Source organism: Alistipes sp. Marseille-P5061, assembly GCF_900290115.1.
In the GTDB taxonomy this organism is placed as follows: domain Bacteria; phylum Bacteroidota; class Bacteroidia; order Bacteroidales; family Rikenellaceae; genus Alistipes; species Alistipes excrementigallinarum.
The window spans coordinates 122,492-146,360 of record NZ_LT985750.1 but is presented as its reverse complement, the minus strand read 5'-3'; the positions used below and the strand labels follow the sequence as shown (position 1 = coordinate 146,360).

Sequence of the window (23,869 nt, the reverse complement as noted above, 5' to 3'; positions counted from 1 at the left end):
AATTGCCCTATAACCTGCATATCTTCGTCAACAGCGTGGAATTTATCGCAAAGGTCATCGACACACTCAAACTCGCACCCGAAGCCGTTAAGGTCGTCTGTTCCACGAGCGGGGACAGTCGGCAGGAAAACCAGCGTAAATTAGGCAATGCCTATCCCATAGGCCAACCCTCCGACCCTGCAAAGAAGATAAACTTTTATACCTCGACCTGCTTCGAGGGGTGCGACATCTTCGACCCCGACGGCGTTACATTCATCGTCAGCGACGGACGAAAGGCGCACACGCTGTTGGATATTTCCACGCTCTTCACGCAGATATGCGGACGCATCCGAGATTCCCGTTACAAGGCGCAAATCGTGCATGTCTATTCCACGACCAAATACAGCAAAGCCGTAACGCTCGACGAGTTTGTTGCGGCCACCCAGCGGACACTTGCAGATGCCGAAAAGTTTGCATCCGACATCAACGCAGTAGACGAACCGAGCCGAGAAAAACTATTGAAGAAAATCCCCTATATCAACGAGCAATATGTGCGGATAGCCGATAACCGCCTTATCGTGGAAAAGAACCTCGCCAACATGGACATCGTGAATTTCAAAATCAGCCGACATATTTACGCAACCTATGTGAACCTTACCGACGAACTGCAACGAAACGGTTACAAGGTAACGGTGCAGACATACAGCAAGGTCGTGGAACACCTTGCGGCAAACCCTTCGGCACGGACAACTTTTCAGGAGTTGTTCGACGAATACTGCCGACTGAAAACAATGACCGAACAATTTTTCGTAGTAGAAAGCCCTGCCGAATTATGCGCCGTGATAGAACAGCGGAATCCGCTGGTGAAGCAGGCTTACGACGAGTTGGGAACGGCCAAAGTGCAGGCGTTGAAATACCATGTCGGCAACATCCGCCGCGAGTTGGTAAAGGGGCTTTCAATCGGCGACGAATATAAAATCGTGAAGATGATAAACGACGCATTTCAGAAGCAGACGCCGATTGCCAAGAACAAGGCGAAAGAACGCTTGCAGGAGATTTACGACACGCTGGGATTGCAACGAAAGGCCAAAGCGACAGACCTTGCACAATGATACGAGATAAAGGACGCGCCGACACGAATAGAGGGTAAACCGACCGCGTGTGTGACAATTATCAGGGACAAGTTCGTGAGAAGATAGAGGGCGAGCCACGGCCCCGCGAAGCGGTGGCCGGGCTTCGCCCGACCACCTGCCGACGAACATCACGCGCGGACAATCCCTATTTTTCACCCCTCCCCATTTTCAGATGGAAAACGAAATTATTGCCTATCCCTTATAATGGGATTCCACATAAAACAGGCCACCCCTGTTTAAGCCTGAAACCAATTCTCCGCATACCATTATTGAGATTATATATAGTTGGATTACAGCGTATATGTGACAAACATATACTCAAAACGCTATGTACAACACACAAGAAAAGGCCAAGCAAATGACGGACACCCATGTCCTGTGGGGCCAAAGTTCGGTAATCGAGGAGTTAATCCAAGCGGGGAAAATCGACGAAGAGTACATCTATCCATTTAATGGGGAAGAGGTGTTGGAGTGGTGGTTGGTGACATCATGGCTGGCTGATCGGTTGAGAGAACAGGGCGAAATCATCATCGATGAACTGGGCTGCCATTGGTGGGGCCGAATGTCGAGCGGACAGGCCATCTACATGGACCATGTCATGCAGGAAATTTGCAGGGGGAATTGATTGATTCCCCTTGCAAATTCGCTCCTGATTATTTACTTTTGTGGAAACAACCCAATAAAGGCAAGAAAGACATGTAGCACAGAATAGATTATTACGCTTCAAAACGGGTTCCCCATCCTGTCCCGACCATATCATAAATCAAAACATTCGAAAAATGGGGACAATCAAGAATGCAGAGTTGTCGATGCAATCCGTTCGACGGCTATTGGAGCGTAATCATCTTGCCTACACGATTAAAGAGGGTACCATCCTTTTCAATCGACGGTTCAATCGCAGAACGGGACAAAAATCCTACTATTACATCGGCTTCACAGGAGGAGGACGGAGAATCGGCCGTCAGAACATCATGTTCGGTCATATAGTCTATGACGGAGACGACTTGGTGATGGGTACATACTTCCGCATTGCAATGTGCACCGACATGGCCTTTTTCGCGTTCCATTTCCACGACCTCTTTCGGCGCTTCTATCCAATCGACGAGTACAACGATTGGAACAGATGACGGGCGACAGACTTTGCAGACGGAGTGATGACCGACTGCAAGGTCTGTCTTTATGTAACGACTCAACAAATACGGCTATGCCTGCACCATAGAATCATTGAATCATAAAATAAGAGCAACAACACCCGAATGGGCAAGGTGTTTTGCAATTTCCGCCGAATATGCTACTTTTGCAGTAACATATTGAATACACGGAAAGTGTAGCTTATTCTCGTCAAACGAACGTAGGAAATTCGGATAAGGTAGAGAAAGGCTAACATCTTGCCGCGTCATATCCATTCGTGGATATAGGCGTGGTGTTGTTGCTTATTTATACCTTAGGTTTCCTACGACCTGTTTGACTAAATAAGTTTTCAGCACCGCGCTTTCTGTTTTTTTACCCAAACTTTAACCGTCGTACGGGTGCTGGGACGACAAACAAAAACTTATTGCAACGATGAAAAAGTTGTTTTTCTTTGCGACCGCTCTGTTTGCGGCAGTCTCGTTTTCGGCATGCTCCGATGATGACAAAGACGATAACAAAGATGCGTCGATCATCGGAACATGGCAGATTACACGTGAGGTCGGCTATGAAATTGTGCCAGGAGAGGGTAAATTCGATAAGGATATAACCTATCCGATTGACGATGTGAACGACGATTACGGGTTCTATTACACCTACACATTCAATGAGGATGGATCAGGGCAATATAAAAGCTACTATTATTATGACAATAATAAGCTGGATAGTAACTGGTCTGTTGAATACACGATTTCGAATAACCAACTATCGCTTTATGAAGAGCCTGATAACGGAGACCTTACATGCGTCTATGATATTAAGGAGCTGACGAATGACAAACTGGTTCTTTTATACAAAGCGGATGACGGAGACGGCTATCAGGCCGAAATAACCATTACGTTCAAGAAAATCTGATCGTTGTACGAGGTTTGACTCTTCTTCGAAAAACAAAATAGAAGGGCTTTATGAAGAATTTATTTTTATTTGCATTGTCTGCAATAATGATTTGCGGATGCTCCAAGAACGGAAACGAAACCCCAGCACCTCCTGAAGAGGATATATTTTCCGTCGATGAAACAATGCTGGAATTTAGTGGGCGGGGAGGCACACAATACATTTCCTTTGAAAGCACTCAAGATTGGACACTTTCGGGTGGCGCTTCTTGGTGTGAGCCGTCGCAGAAAAGCGGAAGCGGAACAGACCGCTATTTTTCTGTCGATTTTTCTGCAACAAGCAATACGACAACTGATAACCGTTCAACTGCATTCACGCTCAAAAGTGGAAAACAATCGGTAGAAATCCAAATAACACAAGGATTTGTTCCGACCGTCAATGTGTCCGCAGCGGGAACATTACAACAAATATTAACAGAACAAAACCTATTGGAAACAACAGAATTGAAGATCAACGGCATACCCGATGAAACGGATTTCCAATTTCTCAAATCCGTGCTGACATTAGACTATTTGGATATTTCAGACGTAAATTTGGAAGAGTTGCCTGAAAAAGCTTTTGCAAATTCTCTTATTTCCCATGTTATATTACCGCGCTCTTTGAAAGTAATCGGCAATGAAATGTTCGATATGGCAAAAACGAGAACCGTACAAATGTTTGACGAAGTAGTTGCCATAGACGATAGGGCATTTTATATGAGCGAAATTCATTCGGATTTTCATTTTTCATCCAAATTACAAACTATCGGTAAAGAGGCGTTTTATCATTGTTCGGGCTTATATTCTCTAAAATTTCCTGCATCACTTGAAACTATTGGGGAAAGTGCATTTGCGAATTTGATCCCCTATACTGGAAGTTTTCCATCTCTTGATTATATATTTTTTGAAAAAGGATCGAAATTAAAAACAATCGAAACTGGAGCATTTAAATACGCTATAGATCACGGGGGAATTATTTATATGCAACATTGTACCGAAATAACAGATATGGCGTCAGATGCCTTTAGGGGTGACATAGCTTCCAAATTCTATTTAGGAGTAAAAACACCCCCTGCATCCTCTCTCCCATTTGATAGAGGGTCTACTAATGATGGAGGACGCTATACTAACGGATGGACTGTCGAGATCTATGTTCCAGCAATGTACGTTGACGCATATGGTAAGATATGGGGCAGTCGTGATGAGATAATTGGTAGATACATGTCGTTAGAAGATAATATGCCCGAAGACAAATGATACTGCTATGGAGCAAAATAGGATAACTAAAGCCCAATGGCGAGAATTGATCGCAAATTATATTTCTATCTGCAACAACAGAGGAAATTTAGGATTGTTGGTCAAGACGGATAATCTACGGCATATTTCAAATGTAATTTGGGATGAGTGGAGCTGCATTATATCAACAAATTGCAATCGCCTTTCCCAAGCAGCCGATTTTAACGAATTGTACGAACGCATAGAGGATTTGAAAATTCGGGGAATAGGAGCGCAATCCATGATTGAAACAGCCCGACAAATCGCTTATAAATACGATATTCCATTGGATGATTCCTGCTGGAGAATAGTAGTGCGAAAATCCCCTATAATCAAATTGCTTGGTGTTCCTACAAGAGATATTAAAAGTTACTTTGCCCGATTATCTTCTGATTTTGGACAATTAACCTCACAGCAAAAAATAGATTTTATTATTGCCTGCCAAGATAAAATTAAGCGTCTGCTAACGAAATAGGATACACCACCTATCGAGTGACAGACTTTGTGAAAAGGTTAATCTATAAGACCCTTTTGCAGAGTCTGTCACTTTTTTATTTTATTTATTTCGTTAATAATCTTATCTTTATGAAGATAAGAACAACATAACATTTTGCGCAATATGAACAGATACAAACAACCAAAAACAGAATGAAAGTCCGAAACTTGGGAAGATAGGCAGATCATTCAAAAGATGGTCAGATGAAGCCCGACTGAGGGAATAGCCCTGCTTGTCGAAAAATCCAAAGACGGAATATACCCCGAAACATTTACTTATATGTTTGCCCCTAATATGGCAGACATAACAAAGCCCGTCGAAATTATCCTTGCAAAGAATCGGCGCTACCTATTCGGATGAAAGTGCGAACTTAAAGAGGTGGACGGAATAATCGGCATAATGACACAGAACGAGGTCGGAATAGAGGGAACGGACGAACGGGTAAATTTGTTCGATTACCATGTAAAAGCCGATACAATACTAATCCAATACACAACGCCCGACGGACGGGAAGAGGTGATGAAATTCCCGTTAGCTGGATTCTGCGAAAACTATCTGATGCAATTTACGAAATAACTTGATGTAGTTGGATTGCATCGTATCCATAAAGGATAAGGAGAGAGCCGAGAAAATGCGGCTTTTTCCTTTGACAACAGCAAAAAGTGACAAGCTAAAAGCAAGGGGCTTATAAAATTGCTCTTTCAATAGTCTGTCACTCTTTCTATTTATCAAACAATCAAGCAATTCTCTATTGTTTAACCGCAAACAACACAGGCCATCGTGTTACACATAATGTTACACATTACGCCCGAATTTTCCTTTTTCCATGCCGTAACAAGCTAATTTTCAGTTGAAAGCCGAATTAGCTCAGTGGTAGAGCACTTCACTCGTAATGAAGGGGTCCCGAGTTCAAGTCTCGGATTCGGCTCACGAAAGGGAGGCAACCGAAAGGCGTCTCCCTTTTTTCGTATGCACCGGGAAGGCCCGCGGCTCCGTCCGGCAGCCGGGCGGAGATATCCCGGCAGCCGGGCCAGGGCACCTTCGCCGGATACTCCCAAAAAGTTGAAAGCCACTCCTTTCGGAGCGGCTTTTTCTTGTTTGGAGCACCGCCTGAGCGGGGGTCGCCGGCCGCCCGTGCGGGCCGCACGGAGGCCGACGGCATGAAGGATTCGCGCGCCCTACCGGCGGCGGTGGAGGTGCGGCAGCGGAATGCGGGGGAAGAGCTTGCGGAAGCGCACCAGCGTCGCCGAGATGCGGTTGCCCGCCACAATCAGGCTCACGGCCACGATGATGAGCAGCATACCGCAGAGGATGCGCGGCGTGAGCTGCTCGCCGAAGATGGTCACCCCGAAGAAGACCGCCGTCACGGGCTCCAGCGCCCCGAGAATCGCCGTGGGCGTCGAGCCGATGTACTGGATGGCGCTCGTGGTGCAGAGGAACGAGATGGCTGTCGGGAAGATGGCCAGCGCCAGCAGGTTGCCCCACAGATACCACTTGCCCGGGAGCGTGACGGCCGTACCGAAGTCGAGCCGCACCAGGAAGAGCGACAGACCGAAAAGCAGCACATAGAAGGTCACCTTGAGGGTCGGGAGCTCGCGGAGCGAGGGTCGGTTGACCCCGACGATGTAGATGGCATAGGAGAGCGACGAGGTCATGACGAGCAGCGTGCCCGTAAGGCTCAGCGTCGCGCCGTCGCCCGAGCGGTAGAGCAGGCCGATGCCCGCGAGTGCCAGCAGGATGCAGAGAGAGGTCTGCAGCGTGAGCTTCTCGTGGAAGCCCACGGCCATGATGAGCGCCACCATGATGGGATAGACGAAGAGCAGCGTCAATGCGATGCCGGCGTCCATGTAGTTGTAGCTCAGGAAGAGCGCGAGCGAGGAGAACGACAGCAGCAGACCCAGCAGCACGAGCGGCACTATCTCGCGGCCGCGGAGGCGGAAGTCGCGCCCCCGGCGGAAGCGGAGCATGGCCCCCAGCAGCGGAATGGCGAACAGATAGCGGAAAAAGAGCACCGAATCGGGGTCCATGCCCTCCTTGTAGAGCGGAAGGGCAAAGAGGGGATTCATGCCGTAGGTGGCGGCGGCGACCGCACCCAGCAGATAACCTTTGGCTTTGGTATTCATGCCTCGCTTGATTTTGGGGCAAAAATAGCATTTATTTCTCCCCACCGCATCTTTTTCCCGAAAAATCGCGCGGCCCGGACCGGCACCGGGAAAAGGAGGGCGGTGGCGGCGGAAGGAACCGGAGAGAAACACTCCGCCGCCCGCACATTCCGACGGGCGGACGGACCACCCCGCATCCCCTCCCCGTGGAGGAGGGCCGCTCCCAAGCGCCGCAGGGAGGACGATGGCGGAAGGAACCGGGGAGAGAAAGGATTCGGGAAAAGAAGGGCGGCAGCAGCAAAAGGAACCGGGGAGAAATACTCCGCCGCCCGCACATTCCGACGGGCGGACGGACCGCCCCGCATCCCCTCCTCCGCGGAGGAGGGCCGCTCCCAAGCGCCGAAGGGAGGACGATGGCGGAAGGAACCGGGGAGAGAAAGGATTCGGGAAAAGAAGGGCGGCAGCAGCGGAAGGAACCGGGGAGAAATACTCCGCCGCCCGCACATTCCGACGGGCGGGCGGACCACCCCGCATCCCCTCCCCGCAGAGGAGGGCCGCTCCCAAGCGCCGCACGGAAGGCGAACGGCACGCCCCGCCGGAATATGCCGCGCCCGAGCCCTGCAGCTCCCGGGGCAGCTCCCGGGGCAGCGACATGGGCAGGCCCCGGGGGGGGCAGGACATTGGGCATCAGGGGCGCCGCGCCCACAAAAAAAGGAGCGACAACCGGTTCATCCGATTGTCGCCCCGAGCGGTTTCGGAGACGGGCTCCGGCCGAAGCACCCGGCTCCGGCTCAGATTTTCGCGCCGTAGGCCAGGTCGCCCGCATCGCCGATGCCCGGCACGATGTAGGCGCGCGAGGTGAGCTCCTCGTCAACGGCCGAGGCCCAGATGGTGGTCGTCTGGCGCGGCATGTTCTTCTCGACGTAGTCGACACCCTGCTCGCTGGCGATGACCGCCGCCACGTGGGTATGCTTCGGCACGCCGCCCCGCTCGCAGAGCGCATTGTAGGCCAGCACGAGCGACGAACCCGTCGCCAGCATCGGGTCGACCAGCAACAGCACCTTGCCCTCCAGCTCGCCGCACGAGATGTACTCGACCTTCACCTTGAACTTGCCGTCCTTCGTACTCTTGCGATAGGCCGAGACAAAGGCGTTCTCCGCATCGTCGAAGTAGTTGAGAAAGCCCTGGTGGAAGGGAAGGCCCGCACGGAGGATGGTCGCCACCACCACGCGGTCGTCAATCGTCTGGACGGTAGCCTCGCCCAGCGGCGTCTCGACCACGCGCGGCACATACTCCAGCGTCTTCGAAATCTCGTAGGCCGTCACCTCGCCGATACGCTCCAGATTGCGGCGGAAGCGCATCGAGTCCTGCTGGACGGACTTGTCGCGGATTTGCGCGATGAACTTGTTGAGCACGGTGTTCTGCTCGCTCAGGATATGCAACATAGAATCGGGGTTTGATGTTCGGTTTGTCGGTGTGCGCGGTTCAATAGAGGAAGTTGTTGAACGGGTAGCGGCCGGCATGAATCTCGCGGACCATGCCGTAGAGGTCCGAGCGGAACTTCTCGATGTTGCTCCGCGTGAGGGCCGAGAGGAAGATGCAGGGGGTGTTGGCCCGAGCTATCCAGCTCCGGCGCAGGTCGTCGAGCGAGAGGTTCTCGCGCGTGGCCGGCGTGAGGTCGTCCTCCTCCTTCTTTACATAGGTATAGGCGTCGACCTTGTTGAAGACCAGGTAGACGGGTTTGTCGCCCGCACCAATCTCCTGCAGCGTCTGCTTGACCACCGCAATCTGCTCCTCGAACTGCGGGTGCGAGATATCGACCACGTGAATCAGCAGGTCGGCCTCGCGCACCTCGTCGAGCGTCGACTTGAAGGACTCGATGAGCTCGGTGGGGAGCTTGCGGATGAAGCCCACGGTATCGGAGAGCAGGAAGGGGAGGTTGTCGAAGACCACCTTGCGCACCGTTGTGTCGAGCGTGGCGAAGAGCTTGTTCTCAGCGAAGACGTCGCTCTTCGAGATGAGGTTCATGAGCGTCGACTTGCCGACGTTGGTGTAGCCCACCAGCGCCACGCGCACGAGCGACCCGCGGTTGGAGCGCTGGACGGCCATCTGGCGGTCAATCTTCTTGAGGTCCTCCTTGAGCTTGGCAATGCGGTTGCGGATGATGCGTCGGTCGGTCTCGATTTCGCGCTCGCCCGCACCGCCGCGCGTACCCGTACCGCCGCGCTGCCGCTCGAGGTGGGTCCAGAGGCCCGACAGCCGCGGCAGCATGTATTCGTAGTTGGCCAGCTGGACCTGCGTCTTGGCGTAGGCCGTCTGGGCGCGCGAGAGGAAGATGTCGAGAATCAGGCGCGTGCGGTCGAGGATGCGGCACGGCAGCGCCTTCTCGATGTTGCGGGTCTGCGACGGCGAGAGCTCGTCGTCGAAAATCACCACGTCGATTTCATGCTCGCCGCAATACTGGGCAATCTCCTCGAGCTTGCCCGGTCCCACGTAGATGCGCGCCGAGGGCTGCGGCAGGCGCTGCATGAAGCGGCGCACGCTCTCGATGTCGGCCGTCTCGGCCAGAAACTCCAGCTCGTCGAGGTACTCCTCGGCCTGGCGGACCTCCTGTCCTTCGCGGACGACGGAGACCAGCACGGCGCGCTCACGGCGCTGCTCCTCGACGGCGGGTTGCGTCTTGTTGTTGCTCTTTTCAGCCAAAATAAATCTCCTTTCCGAGCGGACCGGTTCCGCGGCGGAGCCCTTACGCCCCGTCGTCCGGCACCGACCCGATGCTACAAATATAGGGTATCTGCACAATGCGGATACCCTATGAGATGAAACTCAGCTCCGGAATCAGTTCTGCACGCGGAAGTCTACCGGAAGCGTGTACTTGACACGTACCACCTGGTTGCGCTGCTTGCCGGGGCTCCACTTCGGCGACTTGCTCAGCACGCGGATGGCCTCGTCGGAGAGCGAGCGGTCGGGCGACTGCAGCACCTGGATATTGGTCAGACGGCCGTCCTTCTCGATGACGAACGAGAGAACCACGCGGCCCTGGATGCCGTTCTCGAGGGCAATCTGCGGGAAGCGGATATTCTGCTGAACCCAGGTGCGGAACTTGTTCAGGTCACCGCCCTGGAACGAAGGCATCGTCTCGGCAATCAGGAAGGGCTGGTCGTCCTCGATGACCTCCTCCTTGACCTCGACCTGCTGAATCACCTCGGTGTTCTCGTCAAACTCGGCGAAGTCGACATCCGTCGTAATCTTCGTATCGTTGGTCACCACCTCGAGCATGTCGGTAATCACCTTCACCTCCACCTTCTTGGGAGCCTCGGGCGGTTTCTGGTCCTGACGCGTCACCTCGGTAATCTCCTCCTCAACGGGCGCCACGTACTCCGTAACTATCTCGATACGATACTCCTTGGGCGTGTAGGCGAAGGCCGCAATGACCAACAGCAGCGACACGACCAGTCCGATTTCAAGCAGAAGACCTCGCTTGTTGTTGAGGTCCGCTTTGGGCGATTTCTTAAGTTCCATTTATCCGTAATTTTTAATTGTTTCAACCGGAGTACCCGCAGAACGGGTACGCTATGCACCACAAATATACGCACAAAAATCCAAAAAAGCGCAATCCCCCGCAAAAATATGCGGATTTTCCTTAATTTTGTCCCACAAACTCCCTTCGGGGGAGGCTTTGCATGACTGAAAACGAGACTTTGTTCGGGATGGACCTCGCACAGCTGACCGCGCTGTGCAACGAGCTGGGAATGCCGCGCTTCGCCGCACGGCAGCTCACCCGCTGGCTCTATGCGCGCCGCACGGAGGAGCCCGCGCTCATGAGCGACATCGCGCAGCGCTTCCGCGAGCAGCTGGCCACGCGCTTCACCACCGCCCTCACGCCGCCCCGGCGGGTCGACCGCTCGGCCGACGGCACGAAGAAGTACCTCTTCGCCACGGCGCAGGGGGCCTACATCGAGTCGGCCTACATCCCCGACGGCGAGCGGGCGACGCTCTGCGTCTCCTCGCAGGCGGGGTGCCGCATGGGGTGCGCCTTCTGCGCCACGGGGCGGCAGGGGCTCGTGCACTCGCTCTCGACGGCCGAAATCCTCAACCAGGTGGTCTCAATCCCCGAGTTCGAACGGCTCACGAACCTCGTCTTCATGGGGATGGGCGAGCCGCTCGACAACGCCGACAACGTACTGCGGGCGCTCGACATCCTGACCGCCGAGTGGGGCTTCGGGTGGTCGCCCACGCGCATCACCCTCTCGACGGCGGGCGTCGCGCCGCAGCTGCCGCGGCTGCTCGACCAGACGAAGGTCCATCTGGCGGTGAGCCTCCACAACCCCTTCCCGGAGGAGCGGGCGCAGATTATGCCCGTCGAGCGGGCATGGCCCATCCGCAGCGTGGTCGACATCCTGCGCCGCTACGACTTCACCCACCAGCGGCGCGTCTCGTTCGAATACATCGTGCTGAGCGGCATGAACGACTCGCCGCGCCACATCCGTGAGCTGGTGCGGCTGCTCAACGGCATCAAGTGCCGCATCAACCTCATCCGCTTCCACCGCATCCCCTCGTCGCCCTTCTTCTCGCCCGACGAGGAGGCGATGCTCCGCTTCCGCGACGCGCTGACGGCCCGCGGCATCCACACCACCATCCGCGCCTCGCGCGGCGAGGACATCCAGGCCGCCTGCGGACTGCTGAGCACCGCCGAGCAGATGGCGCGCAGCAGGCACTCCGCGCCGAAGGAGGAGTAGCGGGACGGGAGCGCCGGCGGGACGGAAGGACCGGCGGCGCGAAAGGACCGGCGGCGCAAAAAAAACCGGCGAGGCAAAAGAACCGGCGGGGCAAGAGAACCGGCGGGACGGAAAGAGAGCTGTACTCCGTTTCGGAGCGGGTTCAGTACATTTTGGAGCGGCTTCGAAGCGGCTCGCTGCAATTCCGGAGCAAATCCTGAGTGTTTCAGCAGTGATTCCGGAGCAAATCCGGAGTGATTTTTGCCGATTGAGCTCCGCAACAGCAGAATATCGCCGCCTCCGGAACGGTGCAAACGCGGCAGGCGCCACGGCCTCAACTTCATCTGAAACCGCAATCCTTATCACATCCGCAACCATTAACCACCCTAAAACACCACCTCCATGAAACGCATTCTTTTACTCTTCCTGCTGCTGCTCGGCGCCGTCGGGGCCGAAGCCCAGGTCCGCTTCATGACCCGCTCGACCGACGGCGTGCGCCGTCAGGCCGTCGAGCAGAACAAACTGGTCTTCATCGACCTCTTCGCCACCTGGTGCCCGCCCTGCCAAATGATGGAGCGCGAGGTCTTCTCGCGCAGCGACGTCGGCGCATTCATGGAGCAGCACTTCGTCTGCGCCAAGTACGACATCGACAAGACGACGGGCCGCGAGCTGCTGAAGCGCTACGGTAACCGCAGGGTGCCGCTCTATCTGATTTTCAATACCGAGGGCGAGCTGCTCGGCCGCATCCGCGGAGCCACCGACCCCGAGCGGTTCATGGCCGAGGTAAAGCGCATCCTCGACACCCTGCCCGCGGAGCCGGAGCAGCAATAGCCGCCGCGCACTTTCCCGCGCCATTGTCCGCTCCGCGCCTTCCACCGGCACGCCACACACAAAAAAGATTCCCGAACCCCTCATGAGGGATTCGGGAATCTTTCGTTTATGACGCTCGGGGCGGGATGCAAATGATGACCGGGATGCGGGCCAGAATCCCGGACCGAAGTCTCAGGCCGGAAATGCAGGCCGAAGTGCGGGCTGGAGTACGGACTGGAGTACGGGTCTAAAAACAGACTGTAATGCAGCCCCGACCGCTCTGCTCCGCCCCGGGTCGCGTTACCCGCGCTACCAGATAATCACGCGCTCGGACTCGGGCAGGAACATCGGGCCGTCGGTGATGCCGAAGGCGTCGTAGAAGCTCTGCAGGTTGCGCAGCGTGGCGTTGACGCGCCACTTGCCCAGCGAGTGCACGTCGAGCTTCGTCAGACGGGCAATCTCCTCGTCGCGGATGTTCTGTCCCCACAGCGTCGCATAGGCCAGGTAGAAGCGCTGGTCGGCCGTGAAGCCGTCGATGGGCGCCAGAGCCTCCTTGCCCTCGAGCGAGTTGTGGAAGGCCGTCCAGGCCACGCGCAGACCGCCCTGGTCGGCGATGTTCTCACCCAGGCAGAGCGAACCGTTGGCCATCAGTGCCGGCTGGCCGTCCTTGGCCGGAAGCACCTCGATGGCGTCGAACTGCTTGACCAGCACGGCGGCCTTCTCGTTGAAGGCGGCCGTATCCTCCTCGGTCCACCAGTTGTTCATGTTGCCGTCCTTGTCGAACTGACGGCCCTGGTCGTCGAATCCGTGGGTCATCTCGTGGCCGATTACCACGCCGATGGCGCCGTAGTTGACCGCATCATCCGCATCGGGATTGTAGAACGGCGGCTGAAGAATGGCGGCCGGGAAGCAGATTTCGTTGGTCGTCGGGTTGTAGTAGGCGTTGACCGTCTGCGGCGTCATGTGCCACTCGTCGCGGTCGACCGGCTTGCCCAGCTTCGTGATGTTGTCGGCCGTATACCAGGCGCTGGCGTTGACGATGTTCTCCCAGTAGCTCTTCGAGGGGTCAATCTCGAGCGTCGTGTAGTCCTTCCACTTGTCGGGGTAGCCGATTTTCACGGTGAAGGTCGAGAGCTTCTCCTGAGCCTTGGCCTTCGTGGCGTCGGACATCCAGTCGAGGGCGGCGATGTGCTCCGAGAGGGCCGTCTGGAGGTTCTTCACCAGTGCGAGCATGCGCTCCTTCTCCTTGGCCGGGAAGTAGCGGGCCACGTACATCTCGCCCACGGCCTCACCCAGCGTGTTGTTGGGCACCGACATGGCGCGCTTCCAGCGGGGCTTCATCTCCTGCTGGCCCGACATCACCTTGCCGAAGAAGTCGAACGACGCCTGCTGGAAATCGTCGCTCAGGTAGGGAGCGGCCGCCGTGACGTACTGCGCGGCCAGGTAGTAGCGCAGCTCGTCGAGCGTGGCGCTCTTGAGCAGCTCGTTGACGTTGGCGATGGCCGACGGCGTGGTTACGATGACCGTGTCGAAGGCGCCGACGCCCATCTTCTCGTAGTAGGCCGGCCAGTCGATGGCGTCGTAAGTCTTCTCGAAGTCGGCCTTCGACATGGGGTTGTACTGTGCGACGATGTTGCGCAGCTCGACGTTCGACCACATCTTCTCGGCCAGGCGCGTCTCGAGCGAGACGACGTCGGCTGCGGCCTGCTCGGCCTGCTCGAGGCCCGCCAGCTGGAACAGACGGGCGAGCATCTCACCGTAGGCCTTCTTGATGCCGGCATTCGACTCGTCGACGTAGTAGTCGCGCGTGCCCATGCCCAGACCGCTCTGCGAGACGTAGAGGGCGTTGACGTTGCTGTTCATCAGGTCGGCCTCGACGCCCATCGAGAAGAAGGGGTTGCCCACCGAACGGTGCAGGTCGGCAATGGCCCCCGTCAGCTGTGCGCGGTCCGTGATGGCGAGCAGTTCGCCGAGCTTGCTCTGGATGGGGGCGGCACCCTCGGCGTTGAGCCGTGCGGAGTCAAGTCCCATCTTGTAGAGGTCCGAGATTTTCTGCTCGACGCTCCCCTTGGCCGCCTCCATCTTCGTCATCTCCTGGAAGAGGTCGTTGATGCGCTTCTGGTTGTTCTCGCCGATTACGTCGAAGGCACCGTAGCGCGAATATTCGGGTTTGAGCGGGTTTTTGGCCTGCCACCCGCCGGTGGCGTACTGATAGAAGTCGACGTTGGGAGCCACCGTGAGGTCCATGTTCGACACGTCGATGGCCGGCGTCTTGGGCGCATTGTTCTGGCAGGCGGAAGCCATACAAGCCATAGCTGCAAGGAAAATGATTTTCTTCATGTGTTGGTTTTTGTTGTGCGGCATGCAGGCGGTCGCAGCTGCGGGCGGCGGGCGGTGGTGCACCCTGCCTCGGGCAGCAGAGGCGGAGGCATCCCCTTGCGGGGAGGCGCCGCTCCGGAGGCGGCCCGTGCCGTCGGGTTCCGAAGTTTTGAGGTCGGGGTAAAATCAAACAGGGGGCCGCAAGAGACGGCCCCCTGCTTGTTTAGTCACGGATGGCCGCTACACCCGGCAGGTCACCGAACTCGATGTACTCGAGCAGCGCGCCGCCGCCCGTCGAGATGTAGGAAACCTGGTCGGCCAGACCGAACTTGTTGATGCAGGCAACCGAGTCGCCGCCGCCGATGAGCGAGTAGGCGCCCTTCTTGGTAGCCTCGGCGATGGCGAGCGCCACCTCCTTCGAACCCGTTGCGAACTTGTCGATTTCGAAGACACCCACGGGGCCGTTCCACAGAATGGTCTTGCAGCCGAGGATGTGCTCGCGGAAAATCTTCTTGCCCTCGTCGGCGATGTCGACGCCTTCCCATCCGTCGGGGATGTTGTTGGCGGGGGCCGTCGAGGTGTTGGCGTCGGCCGAGAAGGCGTCGGCAATCAGGGCGTCGGGCGACATGACGAGCTTGACACCCTTCTGCTTGGCCAGCTCGAGAATCTCGAGGGCCACGGGGAACATGTCGGGCTCGCAAATCGAGTTGCCGACCTTGCCGCCCTGGGCTGCGGCGAAGGTGTAGGTCATACCGCCGCCGATGACAATCGAATCAACCTTCTCGATGAGCGACTTGATGACGCCAATCTTGGTCGAAACCTTCGAACCGCCGATGATGGCGCAGAAGGGGTGTGCCGGGTGCTCCATGAGCGACGAGATGGCCTTGACCTCCTTCTCCATCAGGTAGCCGAACATCTTGTCATTGGGGAAGTACTTGGCAATCAGATAGGTCGAAGCGTGCTTGCGGTGAGCCGTACCGAAGGCGTCGTTGATGTAGCAGTCGGCATACGAAGCCAGCTTCTTGACGAACTCCTTCTGGGGACCCTCCTTGAGGGCCTTCTTGGCGGCATCCTTCTCCTCCTTGGCGGCATCCTCGGCCAGGCCGCGGGGCTTGCCCTCCTCCTCGGCGTAGAAGCGGAGGTTCTCGAGCAGTACGACCTCGCCCGGCTTAATCTCCTTGCACATCCGGGCAGCCTTCTCACCCATGCAGTCACCGGCGAACTGGACCTTCACGCCCAGGTTCTTCTCGATGGCGGGGATAATCTGCTCGAGCGAATATTTGGGGTCGGGATTCTTCTTGGGACGGCCCATGTGCGACATCAGAATCACGGCGCCGCCTTCGGCGAGCACCTTCTTGATGGTGGGGATGGCGGCACGGATGCGGGTATCGTCCGTCACCTCGCCCTTCTCGTTGAGGGGCACGTTGAAATCCACGCGGATAATCGCGCGTTTGCCTTTGAAATCGTAGTTGTCAATCGAAATCATAGCTGTTGATTTTTAAGTATTTTAGTTGAAACCTATTGCTTTGCGGATTTTTCCGTGACAAATTTACGGAAATATTTCGGATTCCGTTAGTCCGATAACAGAAAAATATGTTGCGAGGAGGCGGAAACGGGGCGCGGAAGGGGCACGGGCAAGGCGTGGGAGGGAAGAGGCGCGAGAGGGAAGAGGCGCGGGCGAGGCGAAGGACAGAACACGGAACGGCGCCGTTCCCGGAAGGGCGCACAATAATATAATATAATGAGCCGGAGCGGGAGGGCGCGCGGAAAAAGGGAAGAGGGGACGGCGGAGAAGACAAGAGCGGACGGCGGAGAAGACAGGAGGAGCGGTCGGCGGGGAAGACGGGAGGAGCGGACGGCGGAGAAGACAAGAGCGGACGGCGGAGAAGACAGGAGGAGCGGTCGGCGGGGAAGACGGGAGGAGCGGTCGGCGGAGAAGACAGGAGGAGCGGACGGCGGGGAAGACAGGAGGAGCGGACGGCGGGGAAGGCGGGACGAAACGGCAAAAAAACGACAGAAAACGACAGAAAACGACAAAAAACGGCAGGATGCGGCCCGACAACCCGTAGGGCTTGCAACGTCTGGTTTACAGCGCATTACGCCCGAAAAACCGGCGTTTCCGCCCCGGCGGATAACAGATTGTAACCGCAAAAATGAAAATATTTCACCGAAAATACCTCTTTTCCAGAAAAATACCTATCTTTGCTAACAGATTGTCACCCCAAACAAGCCAAAAACCTTAAAACCATAACGAATCATGTACGGAAAAATCAAAGCCCATCTGCAACAGGAGCTCGCCGACATCAAGGCCGCGGGCCTCTACAAGAACGAACGCATCATCTGTTCGCCCCAGCGCGCCGAAATCGAGGTCGGCGGTCGCAAGGTACTGAATTTCTGTGCAAACAACTACCTCGGCCTCTCGGACAACCCCCGTCTGATTGAGGCGGCCAAGCGCGCGATGGACGCCCGCGGCTTCGGCATGTCCTCCGTCCGCTTCATCTGCGGCTGCCAGGACATCCACAAGGAGCTCGAAAAGGCCATCTCCGACTTCTTCGGCACCGAGGATACGATTCTCTACGCCGCCTGCTTCGACGCCAACGGCGGTGTCTTCGAGCCGCTCTTCACCGAGCAGGACGCCATCATCTCCGACGCCCTCAACCACGCCTCCATCATCGACGGCGTGCGTCTGTGCAAGGCCGTGCGCTACCGCTACGCCAACGCCGACATGGCCGAACTGGAGGAGTGCCTCAAGCGCGCCCAGGCGCAGCGCTTCCGCATCATCGTCACCGACGGCGTCTTCTCGATGGACGGCAACGCCGCTCCGCTCGACAAAATCTGCGCCCTGGCCGAGAAGTACGACGCGCTGGTGATGGTCGACGAGTGCCACTCGGCCGGCGTGCTGGGCAAGACGGGCCGCGGCATTACAGAGCTCTTCAACCTGCGCGGCCAGGTCGACATCCTCACCGGCACGCTGGGCAAGGCCTTCGGCGGCGCCGTGGGCGGCTTCACGACGGGCCGCCGCGAAATCATCGACCTGCTGCGCCAGCGCTCGCGTCCCTACCTCTTCTCCAACTCGCTGCCCCCCGCCGTGGTGGGTGCCGGCATCGAGCTCTTCCGCATGCTGGCCGAGAGCGACGAGATTCACGACCGTCTGGTGGCCAACGTCGAGCACTTCCGCAAGGGGATGATGGCTGCCGGCTTCGACATCAAGCCCACGCAGTCGGCCATCTGCGCCGTGATGCTCTACGACGCCAAGCTCTCGCAGGACTTTGCCGCACGTCTGCAGGACGAAGGCATCTTCGTGACGGGCTTCTACTACCCCGTCGTGCCGAAGGGCCAGGCCCGCATCCGCGTGCAGGTATCGGCCGGACACACCTTCGAGCAGCTCGACCGCTGCATCGCAGCCTTCATCAAGGTGGGCAAGGAGCTCAACATCCTCAAGTAGGCTCCGCCGCCCCAATCCGTTCAACCTTAACCAACACGACACAGCCATGCCGAAAATCGCACTGGACGCCATCGACCGGAAAATTCTGAAGTTCCTGATTAAGAACGCCCGCATGCCGTTCCTCGAGATTGCCCGCGAATGCGGCATTTCGGGGGCCGCCATCCATCAGCGCATCCGCAAGCTGGACGAATCGGGGGTCATTCTGGGCAGCCGCCTCATCGTCGACCCCAAGATGCTGGGATTCGACGTGTGTGCCCACATCGGCATCATCATCAAGGACCCGCAGCAGCTCATGCAGACGATGGAGAAGTTGCGCGACGTGCCCGAGATTGTGGAGTGTCACTTCATCACGGGCAGCTACAACATCCTGGCAAAGCTCTACTGTCTGGACAACGAGCATCTGATGCGCACGATTTTCGACGGGATTCTCCGCATTCCGGGCGTCTCCACCACCGAGACCTTCATCTCGCTCCAGGAGGCGTTCCAGCGTCAGGTGAACGTCGACTTCATCGAGGAGTAGCACCCGGGGAGGGGCGATTGAGGGGCCGAAGAGACGAGGAACTTAGGAACCGAGGGGCCGGGAGCGTGCCGAGGAGCCGGAGGGCCGGAGGGCCGGAGGAGCTGAAGGGTCAGAGGCTGAGAAGCTGGAGGACCAAGGAGCCGAAGGCCAGCAACACCCGGACACGAGTCGCGGGCCCACAGGCTGCAACACCCGGCCGCACGCTGCGGACCGCATCGACCCCCATTGACAGAGAGGGGCGGAAGCACAAATGCTTCCGCCCCTGCTGTTTTCATCCGGCAGGACTTCCCTCACCGGCACGATTTGCCGCGCCCCGCCCTTCGGTCTGCCGCTGCATGTTCCGCCAGACGATGCATCACCGCCAGATTAAATCCGGCAAAGAGCGCTCCGCCGATGCTCCAGCAGAACACCTCCCCAACGGACAAGCCGCTGCGCGCAACCGCCACGCCCCAAATCAGGGCGCCCGCCGGCAAAGCCACGACTGCCGAGACCATTCCGGGAAACATGCACCCTACGACGAGCGCTTGAAGTCCGTGAAGAAGCAGATGCAGCAGAAAAGCCGCAAACAGAGCCAGCCAGGGGCGCAAATCACACGAAAGGGCCGCATAAAGGGTCGCAGCAACCACCAAAAGGCTCTCTTCGAGCGCAATGGCCGCAAACCAGCCTCGGGAAATCCGCCCCAATCGGGCAAAGAGCGCCCCCAGACGGGGATGACGGGCCGTCAACATCCTGCGGTTCCGGAGCACCCATTCGGGAAGTCCGCCGCCACGGCCCAAAAGACCGAAACACTCCTCGGCCTCGTGCAGCAGAAAGCAGCAGGGAAAGAGCCAGAGCAGCCACCCCGCCGGCAAGAGCATCGAAGGGGCCGCAGACATCACACCTTGGGGGTATAGACCACGCGCTTGGTGGCGAAGAACTCCTCGTCGAAGAAGTCGGAGATGTTGAAAAGCTGCCACTTGAGGTGCGTGGCGGCCAGCTCCTCGGCCAGGTCGCCCCCCTTCAGGTAGAGGATTCCGTTGGGCAGCGTGCCGTGCTGTCCCCGCTCGATGCGGTTCCAAATCCACCCCACGAAGGTCGCCATCTCAGTCACGGCGCGCGAAATGACGTAGTCGAAGCGCTCGGTGAGCTGCTCGACCCGCACGCAGCGCGCCTCGAGGTTGGTCAGTCCGAGCGACGAGCGGACCCCCTCGACCACCGTGATTTTCTTGCGGATGGAGTCGGCCGCCACGAAGTGCGCCTCGGGGAAGAGGACCGCCAGCGGCACCGACGGGAAGCCGCCGCCGCACCCCACGTCGAGGATGCGCGCCCCGGCATCGAAGCGGCAGACCCGCGCGATGGCCAGCGAGTGGAGCACGTGGCGCAGGTAGAGCTGGTCGAAGTCCTTGCGCGAGACGACGTTGATTTTGGCGTTCCAGTCGGCGTAGAGGTCGTACATGGCGGCAAAGCGGTCGCACTGCTCGGGGCTCAGGTCGGGAAAGTATTTCAGTATCAGTTCCATGGCCGGGATATGTTTCGGTGTGTGGTTCGGTTGCGTGGTGTCCGGGCTCTATGTTCGCATTTTTCCGGGGTCTTCCGGGGATTTTCCAGAATTTTCCAGAGATTCGGGGGTTATCCGGTTTTTCGGGGATTCGGGCGCTGTTTCGCGGCGGGTTCCGTGGCAGTCGACGGCCGAAGCAGGCTTTCCGGTTTTTTCGGGCTCTGTCTCGTTGCAGGTTGTCGCGGCAGTCGGCGGCCGAAGCTGGTTTTCCAACTGCCCGCGTCCCCGGATTATTTGCTCCCCCGAACGGCTCGCGCCCCGCCTACTCGCCCCGGGCGATAAGACGGCACATCTGCTCGCGGGCGCGGTGAATCTGCGTCTTGACCGTCCCGAGCGGGAGCCCCAGCTTGGTGGCTATCTCCTCGTAGGAGTACTCGTCGAAGAAGCGCATCCGTATCAGCTCGCGGTAGCGCGGCGTGAGCTGCTCAAGGTAGTGTTCGAGCTGCGTCCGCTGCTGCAGGTTGATGAAGCGCTCCTCGGGGGTCGGCGTCGGCGACGGCGGCGAGGCGAAGCGCTCGTCGATGGGGAGCTCCTCCTGACGCTTGCGCACGTAGTCGATAAAGGTGTTGCGGGCGATGGTGTAGAGCCACTGCCCGAAGGTGTAGTCGGGACGGTAGCGGTGGAGGTTGATGTAGACCTTGATGAAGGTCTCCTGCAGCAGGTCGTCGGCGCCGTCGGTGCCTCCGAGCCGCTGCACGAAGAGGCGGTGGATGGCCTCGCGGTAGCGGTCGAAGAGGTATTCGAAGGCGACGTCGTCCCCTCCGAGCGCCAGCCGCACCAGTTCGCGGTCCTCGGCAACGATGTAGTCGGCTATCTCCATACGCGTTCGTCCTTGCGGCGGAGCATGAGGCTCAGCACCGCGGCATAGAAGGGGCTCAGCAGGTCATAGAGGAAGTAGGTGCGCACCAGCCCCTCCTCGCCCAGACGCCGGGCGATGCGCCGCACCTCGAGCGCCACGACCACGTAGCGAGCGAGGAGCAGGAAGACCACCGCCAGCTTGTATTCGAGCGGCATGAGCACCAGCGCCGCAACGGCCGCCACCCAGAAGAGCAGCCGCGAGAGGAGCTCGAAGCGGATGAAGCGCTTGACCGCACCCGGGTAGAAGCGGAACGACGAGCCGTAGTAGCGCAGCTGGCTCATCCACCACCCCATGCCGCCCCACGCCTTCTGGCTGAGGGTGGCGCGCGGCGAGAGGACGACGCTCACGTTGTCGCGCGTCATCACCTGCTGCATGAAGAGGTCGTCCTCGCCGATGTTCATGTTGAGGTGGTTGAAGCCGTTGGCGTCGAAGTAGATTTTCTTGGTGAAGCCGAAGTTGTGGAAGATGCCCTTGTAGGGGCGGCGGGCGATGGCCCGCGCCAGCCAGTCGGCGGCGTGCATCATCCGCCAGCAGCGCATGAAGTAGTTGGCCAGACCCCGTCCGCGCTCCATGCCGCAGTAGCCGATGACGATGTCGCCCGTGAGGAAGCCCTTGGCCATGAGCGAGAGCCAGCGGTCGCTGCGCGGCATGGCGTCGGTCGAGGTGAGGACCAGATGCTCGTAGTGGGCCGACTTGATGCCGACGTTGAGCGCCATCTTGCGCGAAATCGGGAAGCGCGGGTCGAGCAGAATCTTGGTGGTCGTGATGCGCGGGAAGGAGCTGCCCAGACGGCGCAGCTCGGCGTAGAAGTCGTTGTCCTGACCCACGTAGACAATCACCACCTCGAAATCGGGGTAGCTCTGGGCCAGAATGAGCGAGAGGCGCTCCTCGACGAAGGCGTAATCCTCCGAAAACATAGGAATTACCACCGAGATGGGAGGCTCGTGGTCGAGCACCCGACGGCGGCGGCTGTTCTTGTAGCCGGGGATGCGGCCGTAGGCGACGAGGTAGTAGTAGAGCTGGATGCCGAGCATGAGCAGCAGCACCGCAGCGAGGGCCACGCCCGTCCAGCCGCAATAGGAGAGAACCGTATCGATGAATTGCATATGTTCGAACCGTTCGGAAACAGGGGCAAAGGTACGAAACAATTCAGACATTCGGGCGTTCGGGACGGGAATAAATTTCACGGCAGCGCGGGGCGGGGCCCCGGGGGCGTGGAGGGGGTGCAAAGAGGGCGGCGAAGAGGCGGCGAAGAGGCGGCAAAGAGGCGGCGAAGAGGCGGCGAAGAGGGCGAACAGGGGGGCCGGAGCAGGGAGCCGGAGCAGGCCACTTCACGGGAGCCGGAGCGGGCGGTCGCACCCCGGCGCGGACGGCAACACGGGCGGCGGGCAACAAATCGCGGCGCAAAATTCATAATTCGCATTATTTTCCCTACTTTTGCGGGACAGTATGAGCATGCAATTTACCCTTCAGTACCGGGACCCCGCTTCGCGGGCCCGTGCCGGCGAGCTCACGACCGACCACGGCGTGATTCGCACGCCGATTTTCATGCCCGTCGGTACGGCCGCCACCGTCAAGGGGCTCTTCCACCGCGATGTGCGCGACGAGGCTCACGCCCAGATTATTCTGGCCAACACCTACCACCTCTACCTGCGTCCCGGCATGGAGATTATCGAACAGGCGGGCGGCGTGCACCGCTTCTCGACCTGGGAGGGGCCGATGCTCACCGACAGCGGCGGCTTCCAGGTCTTCTCGCTGGCCGCCTGCCGCAAGCTGCGCGAGGAGGGGTGCCACTTCCGCTCGCACATCGACGGCTCGAAGCACCTGTTCACCCCCGAGAGCGTCATCGACACCGAGCGCACCATCGGCGCCGACATCATGATGGCCTTCGACGAGTGCCCGCCGGGCGACTCGCCGCGCGACTACGCCGCCAAGTCGCTGGCGCTCACCCAGCGCTGGCTCGAACGCTGCTTCAACCGCTACCACCAGACGGCGCCCCGCTACGGCCACTACCAGGCGCTCTTCCCCATCGTGCAGGGGTGCACCTACCCCGACCTGCGCATCGCCGCGGCCGAGGATGCCATGCGCTACGACGCCGACGGATACGCCATCGGCGGCCTGGCCGTGGGCGAACCGGCCGAGAAGATGTACGAGATGCTCGAGGTGGTCGACGCCGTGCTGCCCGAGGGGCGCCCCCGCTACCTGATGGGGGTCGGCACGCCGGTCAACATCCTCGAGGGCATCGCCCGCGGCGTGGACATGTTCGACTGCGTGATGCCGACGCGCAACGGCCGCAACGGACAGCTCTTCACGGCCGAGGGCATCATCAACATCCGCAACAAGAAGTGGGAGGCAGACTTCTCGCCCATCGACCCCGAAGGGACGGCCTTCGTCGACCGGCTCTACTCGAAGGCCTACCTGCACCACCTCTGCGTCTGCGGCGAGATGCTGGCCGCCGAGATTGCCTCGCTGCACAACATCGCCTTCTACCTGCGGCTGGTGGGGATGGCCCGCGAGCACATCGCCGCAGGGGACTTCGCCGCCTGGAAGGAGCTGATGATACCCCGCCTCTCGCGCCGCCTCTGACCCGGCGCCGCCGAAGGCATGCACGCTGCA

At 58.4% G+C, this 23,869-nt stretch carries 21 protein-coding genes and 1 tRNA gene; 12 read left to right on the top strand and 10 right to left on the bottom strand.

From position 1 onward, the window contains the following. The first annotated feature begins 35 nt into the window (after positions 1-35). The 7 genes from C8267_RS07590 to C8267_RS07565 all read left to right on the top strand — a co-directional run bounded on the left by C8267_RS07590 (position 36) and on the right by C8267_RS07565 (position 5,871). Complete coding sequence (locus tag C8267_RS07590) at positions 36-1,091, top strand: hypothetical protein (RefSeq protein ID WP_234025729.1); 1,056 nt, start codon at positions 36-38, stop codon at positions 1,089-1,091. Between the two features lie 349 nt (positions 1,092-1,440). Next, positions 1,441-1,737 (top strand): hypothetical protein, encoded by a 297-nt coding sequence (locus C8267_RS07585; protein WP_106634255.1) that lies wholly within the window; start codon positions 1,441-1,443, stop codon positions 1,735-1,737. Positions 1,738-1,891: 154 nt separating this feature from the next. Further along, positions 1,892-2,239 carry a hypothetical protein gene (locus C8267_RS07580; RefSeq protein ID WP_106634254.1) on the top strand — a complete coding sequence of 116 codons (348 nt, stop codon included), beginning with the start codon at positions 1,892-1,894 and terminating at the stop codon, positions 2,237-2,239. A gap of 436 nt (positions 2,240-2,675) precedes the next feature. Then, the gene (locus C8267_RS07575) at positions 2,676-3,155 is read left to right on the top strand and encodes a lipocalin family protein (RefSeq protein WP_106634253.1); all 480 of its coding nucleotides are present in this window, start codon (positions 2,676-2,678) and stop codon (positions 3,153-3,155) included. Between the two features lie 50 nt (positions 3,156-3,205). Beyond that, positions 3,206-4,429, top strand: a complete 1,224-nt coding sequence (locus tag C8267_RS07570; RefSeq protein ID WP_106634252.1) for a leucine-rich repeat protein — start codon at positions 3,206-3,208, stop codon at positions 4,427-4,429. 7 nt (positions 4,430-4,436) lie between these two features. Beyond that, positions 4,437-4,922, top strand: a complete 486-nt coding sequence (locus C8267_RS10940; RefSeq protein ID WP_158699759.1) for a hypothetical protein — start codon at positions 4,437-4,439, stop codon at positions 4,920-4,922. Positions 4,923-5,799: 877 nt separating this feature from the next. Further along, positions 5,800-5,871 (top strand) — tRNA-Thr (locus C8267_RS07565). 250 nt (positions 5,872-6,121) lie between these two features. On the opposite strand, the gene C8267_RS07560 is transcribed toward C8267_RS07565, so the two are convergent. The 4 genes from C8267_RS07560 to C8267_RS07545 all read right to left on the bottom strand — a co-directional run bounded on the left by C8267_RS07560 (position 6,122) and on the right by C8267_RS07545 (position 10,567). Then, entirely contained in the window at positions 6,122-7,066 is a 945-nt protein-coding gene (locus C8267_RS07560) for a DMT family transporter (RefSeq protein ID WP_106634251.1), read from the bottom strand. A 770-nt stretch (positions 7,067-7,836) separates the two neighbouring features. Then, positions 7,837-8,490 (bottom strand): uracil phosphoribosyltransferase, encoded by a 654-nt coding sequence (gene upp, locus C8267_RS07555; RefSeq protein WP_106634250.1) that lies wholly within the window; start codon positions 8,488-8,490, stop codon positions 7,837-7,839. A gap of 40 nt (positions 8,491-8,530) precedes the next feature. Further along, a complete protein-coding gene (gene hflX, locus C8267_RS07550) occupies positions 8,531-9,748 on the bottom strand; it encodes a GTPase HflX (RefSeq protein ID WP_087362571.1) in 1,218 nt (405 codons plus the stop codon). Positions 9,749-9,883: 135 nt separating this feature from the next. Then, a complete protein-coding gene (locus tag C8267_RS07545) occupies positions 9,884-10,567 on the bottom strand; it encodes an energy transducer TonB (RefSeq protein ID WP_106634249.1) in 684 nt (227 codons plus the stop codon). 161 nt (positions 10,568-10,728) lie between these two features. Here C8267_RS07545 and rlmN point away from each other — a divergent pair, with 161 nt between their 5' ends. Both rlmN and C8267_RS07535 read left to right on the top strand, forming a co-directional pair. Further along, positions 10,729-11,784, top strand: coding sequence for a 23S rRNA (adenine(2503)-C(2))-methyltransferase RlmN (gene rlmN, locus C8267_RS07540; protein ID WP_106634248.1), 1,056 nt, complete (start codon positions 10,729-10,731; stop codon positions 11,782-11,784). Between the two features lie 381 nt (positions 11,785-12,165). Beyond that, complete coding sequence (locus C8267_RS07535; RefSeq protein WP_087362574.1) at positions 12,166-12,594, top strand: thioredoxin family protein; 429 nt, start codon at positions 12,166-12,168, stop codon at positions 12,592-12,594. A gap of 288 nt (positions 12,595-12,882) precedes the next feature. Here C8267_RS07535 and C8267_RS07530 read toward each other — a convergent pair whose 3' ends face one another. Together C8267_RS07530 and C8267_RS07525 are read right to left on the bottom strand one after the other, a co-directional pair. Continuing rightward, positions 12,883-14,913 carry a M13 family metallopeptidase gene (locus C8267_RS07530; RefSeq protein WP_106634247.1) on the bottom strand — a complete coding sequence of 677 codons (2,031 nt, stop codon included), beginning with the start codon at positions 14,911-14,913 and terminating at the stop codon, positions 12,883-12,885. Between the two features lie 202 nt (positions 14,914-15,115). Next, the gene (locus C8267_RS07525) at positions 15,116-16,378 is read right to left on the bottom strand and encodes a phosphoglycerate kinase (protein ID WP_106634246.1); all 1,263 of its coding nucleotides are present in this window, start codon (positions 16,376-16,378) and stop codon (positions 15,116-15,118) included. Between the two features lie 771 nt (positions 16,379-17,149). On the opposite strand from C8267_RS07525, the gene kbl reads away from it, so the two are divergent. Together kbl and C8267_RS07515 are read left to right on the top strand one after the other, a co-directional pair. Beyond that, the gene (kbl, locus tag C8267_RS07520) at positions 17,150-18,337 is read left to right on the top strand and encodes a glycine C-acetyltransferase (protein ID WP_087362576.1); all 1,188 of its coding nucleotides are present in this window, start codon (positions 17,150-17,152) and stop codon (positions 18,335-18,337) included. 46 nt (positions 18,338-18,383) lie between these two features. Continuing rightward, entirely contained in the window at positions 18,384-18,857 is a 474-nt protein-coding gene (locus tag C8267_RS07515; RefSeq protein WP_087362577.1) for an Lrp/AsnC family transcriptional regulator, read from the top strand. Positions 18,858-19,147: 290 nt separating this feature from the next. Here C8267_RS07515 and C8267_RS07510 read toward each other — a convergent pair whose 3' ends face one another. The 4 genes from C8267_RS07510 to C8267_RS07495 form a co-directional block, all read right to left on the bottom strand. Next, positions 19,148-19,732 (bottom strand): HXXEE domain-containing protein, encoded by a 585-nt coding sequence (locus C8267_RS07510; protein WP_106634245.1) that lies wholly within the window; start codon positions 19,730-19,732, stop codon positions 19,148-19,150. Continuing rightward, entirely contained in the window at positions 19,732-20,355 is a 624-nt protein-coding gene (gene rsmG, locus C8267_RS07505; RefSeq protein WP_106634244.1) for a 16S rRNA (guanine(527)-N(7))-methyltransferase RsmG, read from the bottom strand. Before rsmG ends, C8267_RS07510 begins: the two co-directional genes overlap by 1 nt. A gap of 301 nt (positions 20,356-20,656) precedes the next feature. Beyond that, positions 20,657-21,214: an RNA polymerase sigma factor gene (locus tag C8267_RS07500; RefSeq protein ID WP_087362580.1), complete on the bottom strand. Its 558-nt coding sequence runs from the start codon at positions 21,212-21,214 to the stop codon at positions 20,657-20,659. Then, entirely contained in the window at positions 21,205-22,359 is a 1,155-nt protein-coding gene (locus C8267_RS07495; RefSeq protein WP_087362581.1) for a glycosyltransferase, read from the bottom strand. Before C8267_RS07495 ends, C8267_RS07500 begins: the two co-directional genes overlap by 10 nt. Before the next feature lie 349 nt (positions 22,360-22,708). Between C8267_RS07495 and tgt the strand changes: the two genes are divergently transcribed. Continuing rightward, a complete protein-coding gene (gene tgt, locus C8267_RS07490) occupies positions 22,709-23,839 on the top strand; it encodes a tRNA guanosine(34) transglycosylase Tgt (RefSeq protein ID WP_087362601.1) in 1,131 nt (376 codons plus the stop codon). The last annotated feature ends 30 nt before the right edge of the window (positions 23,840-23,869 follow it).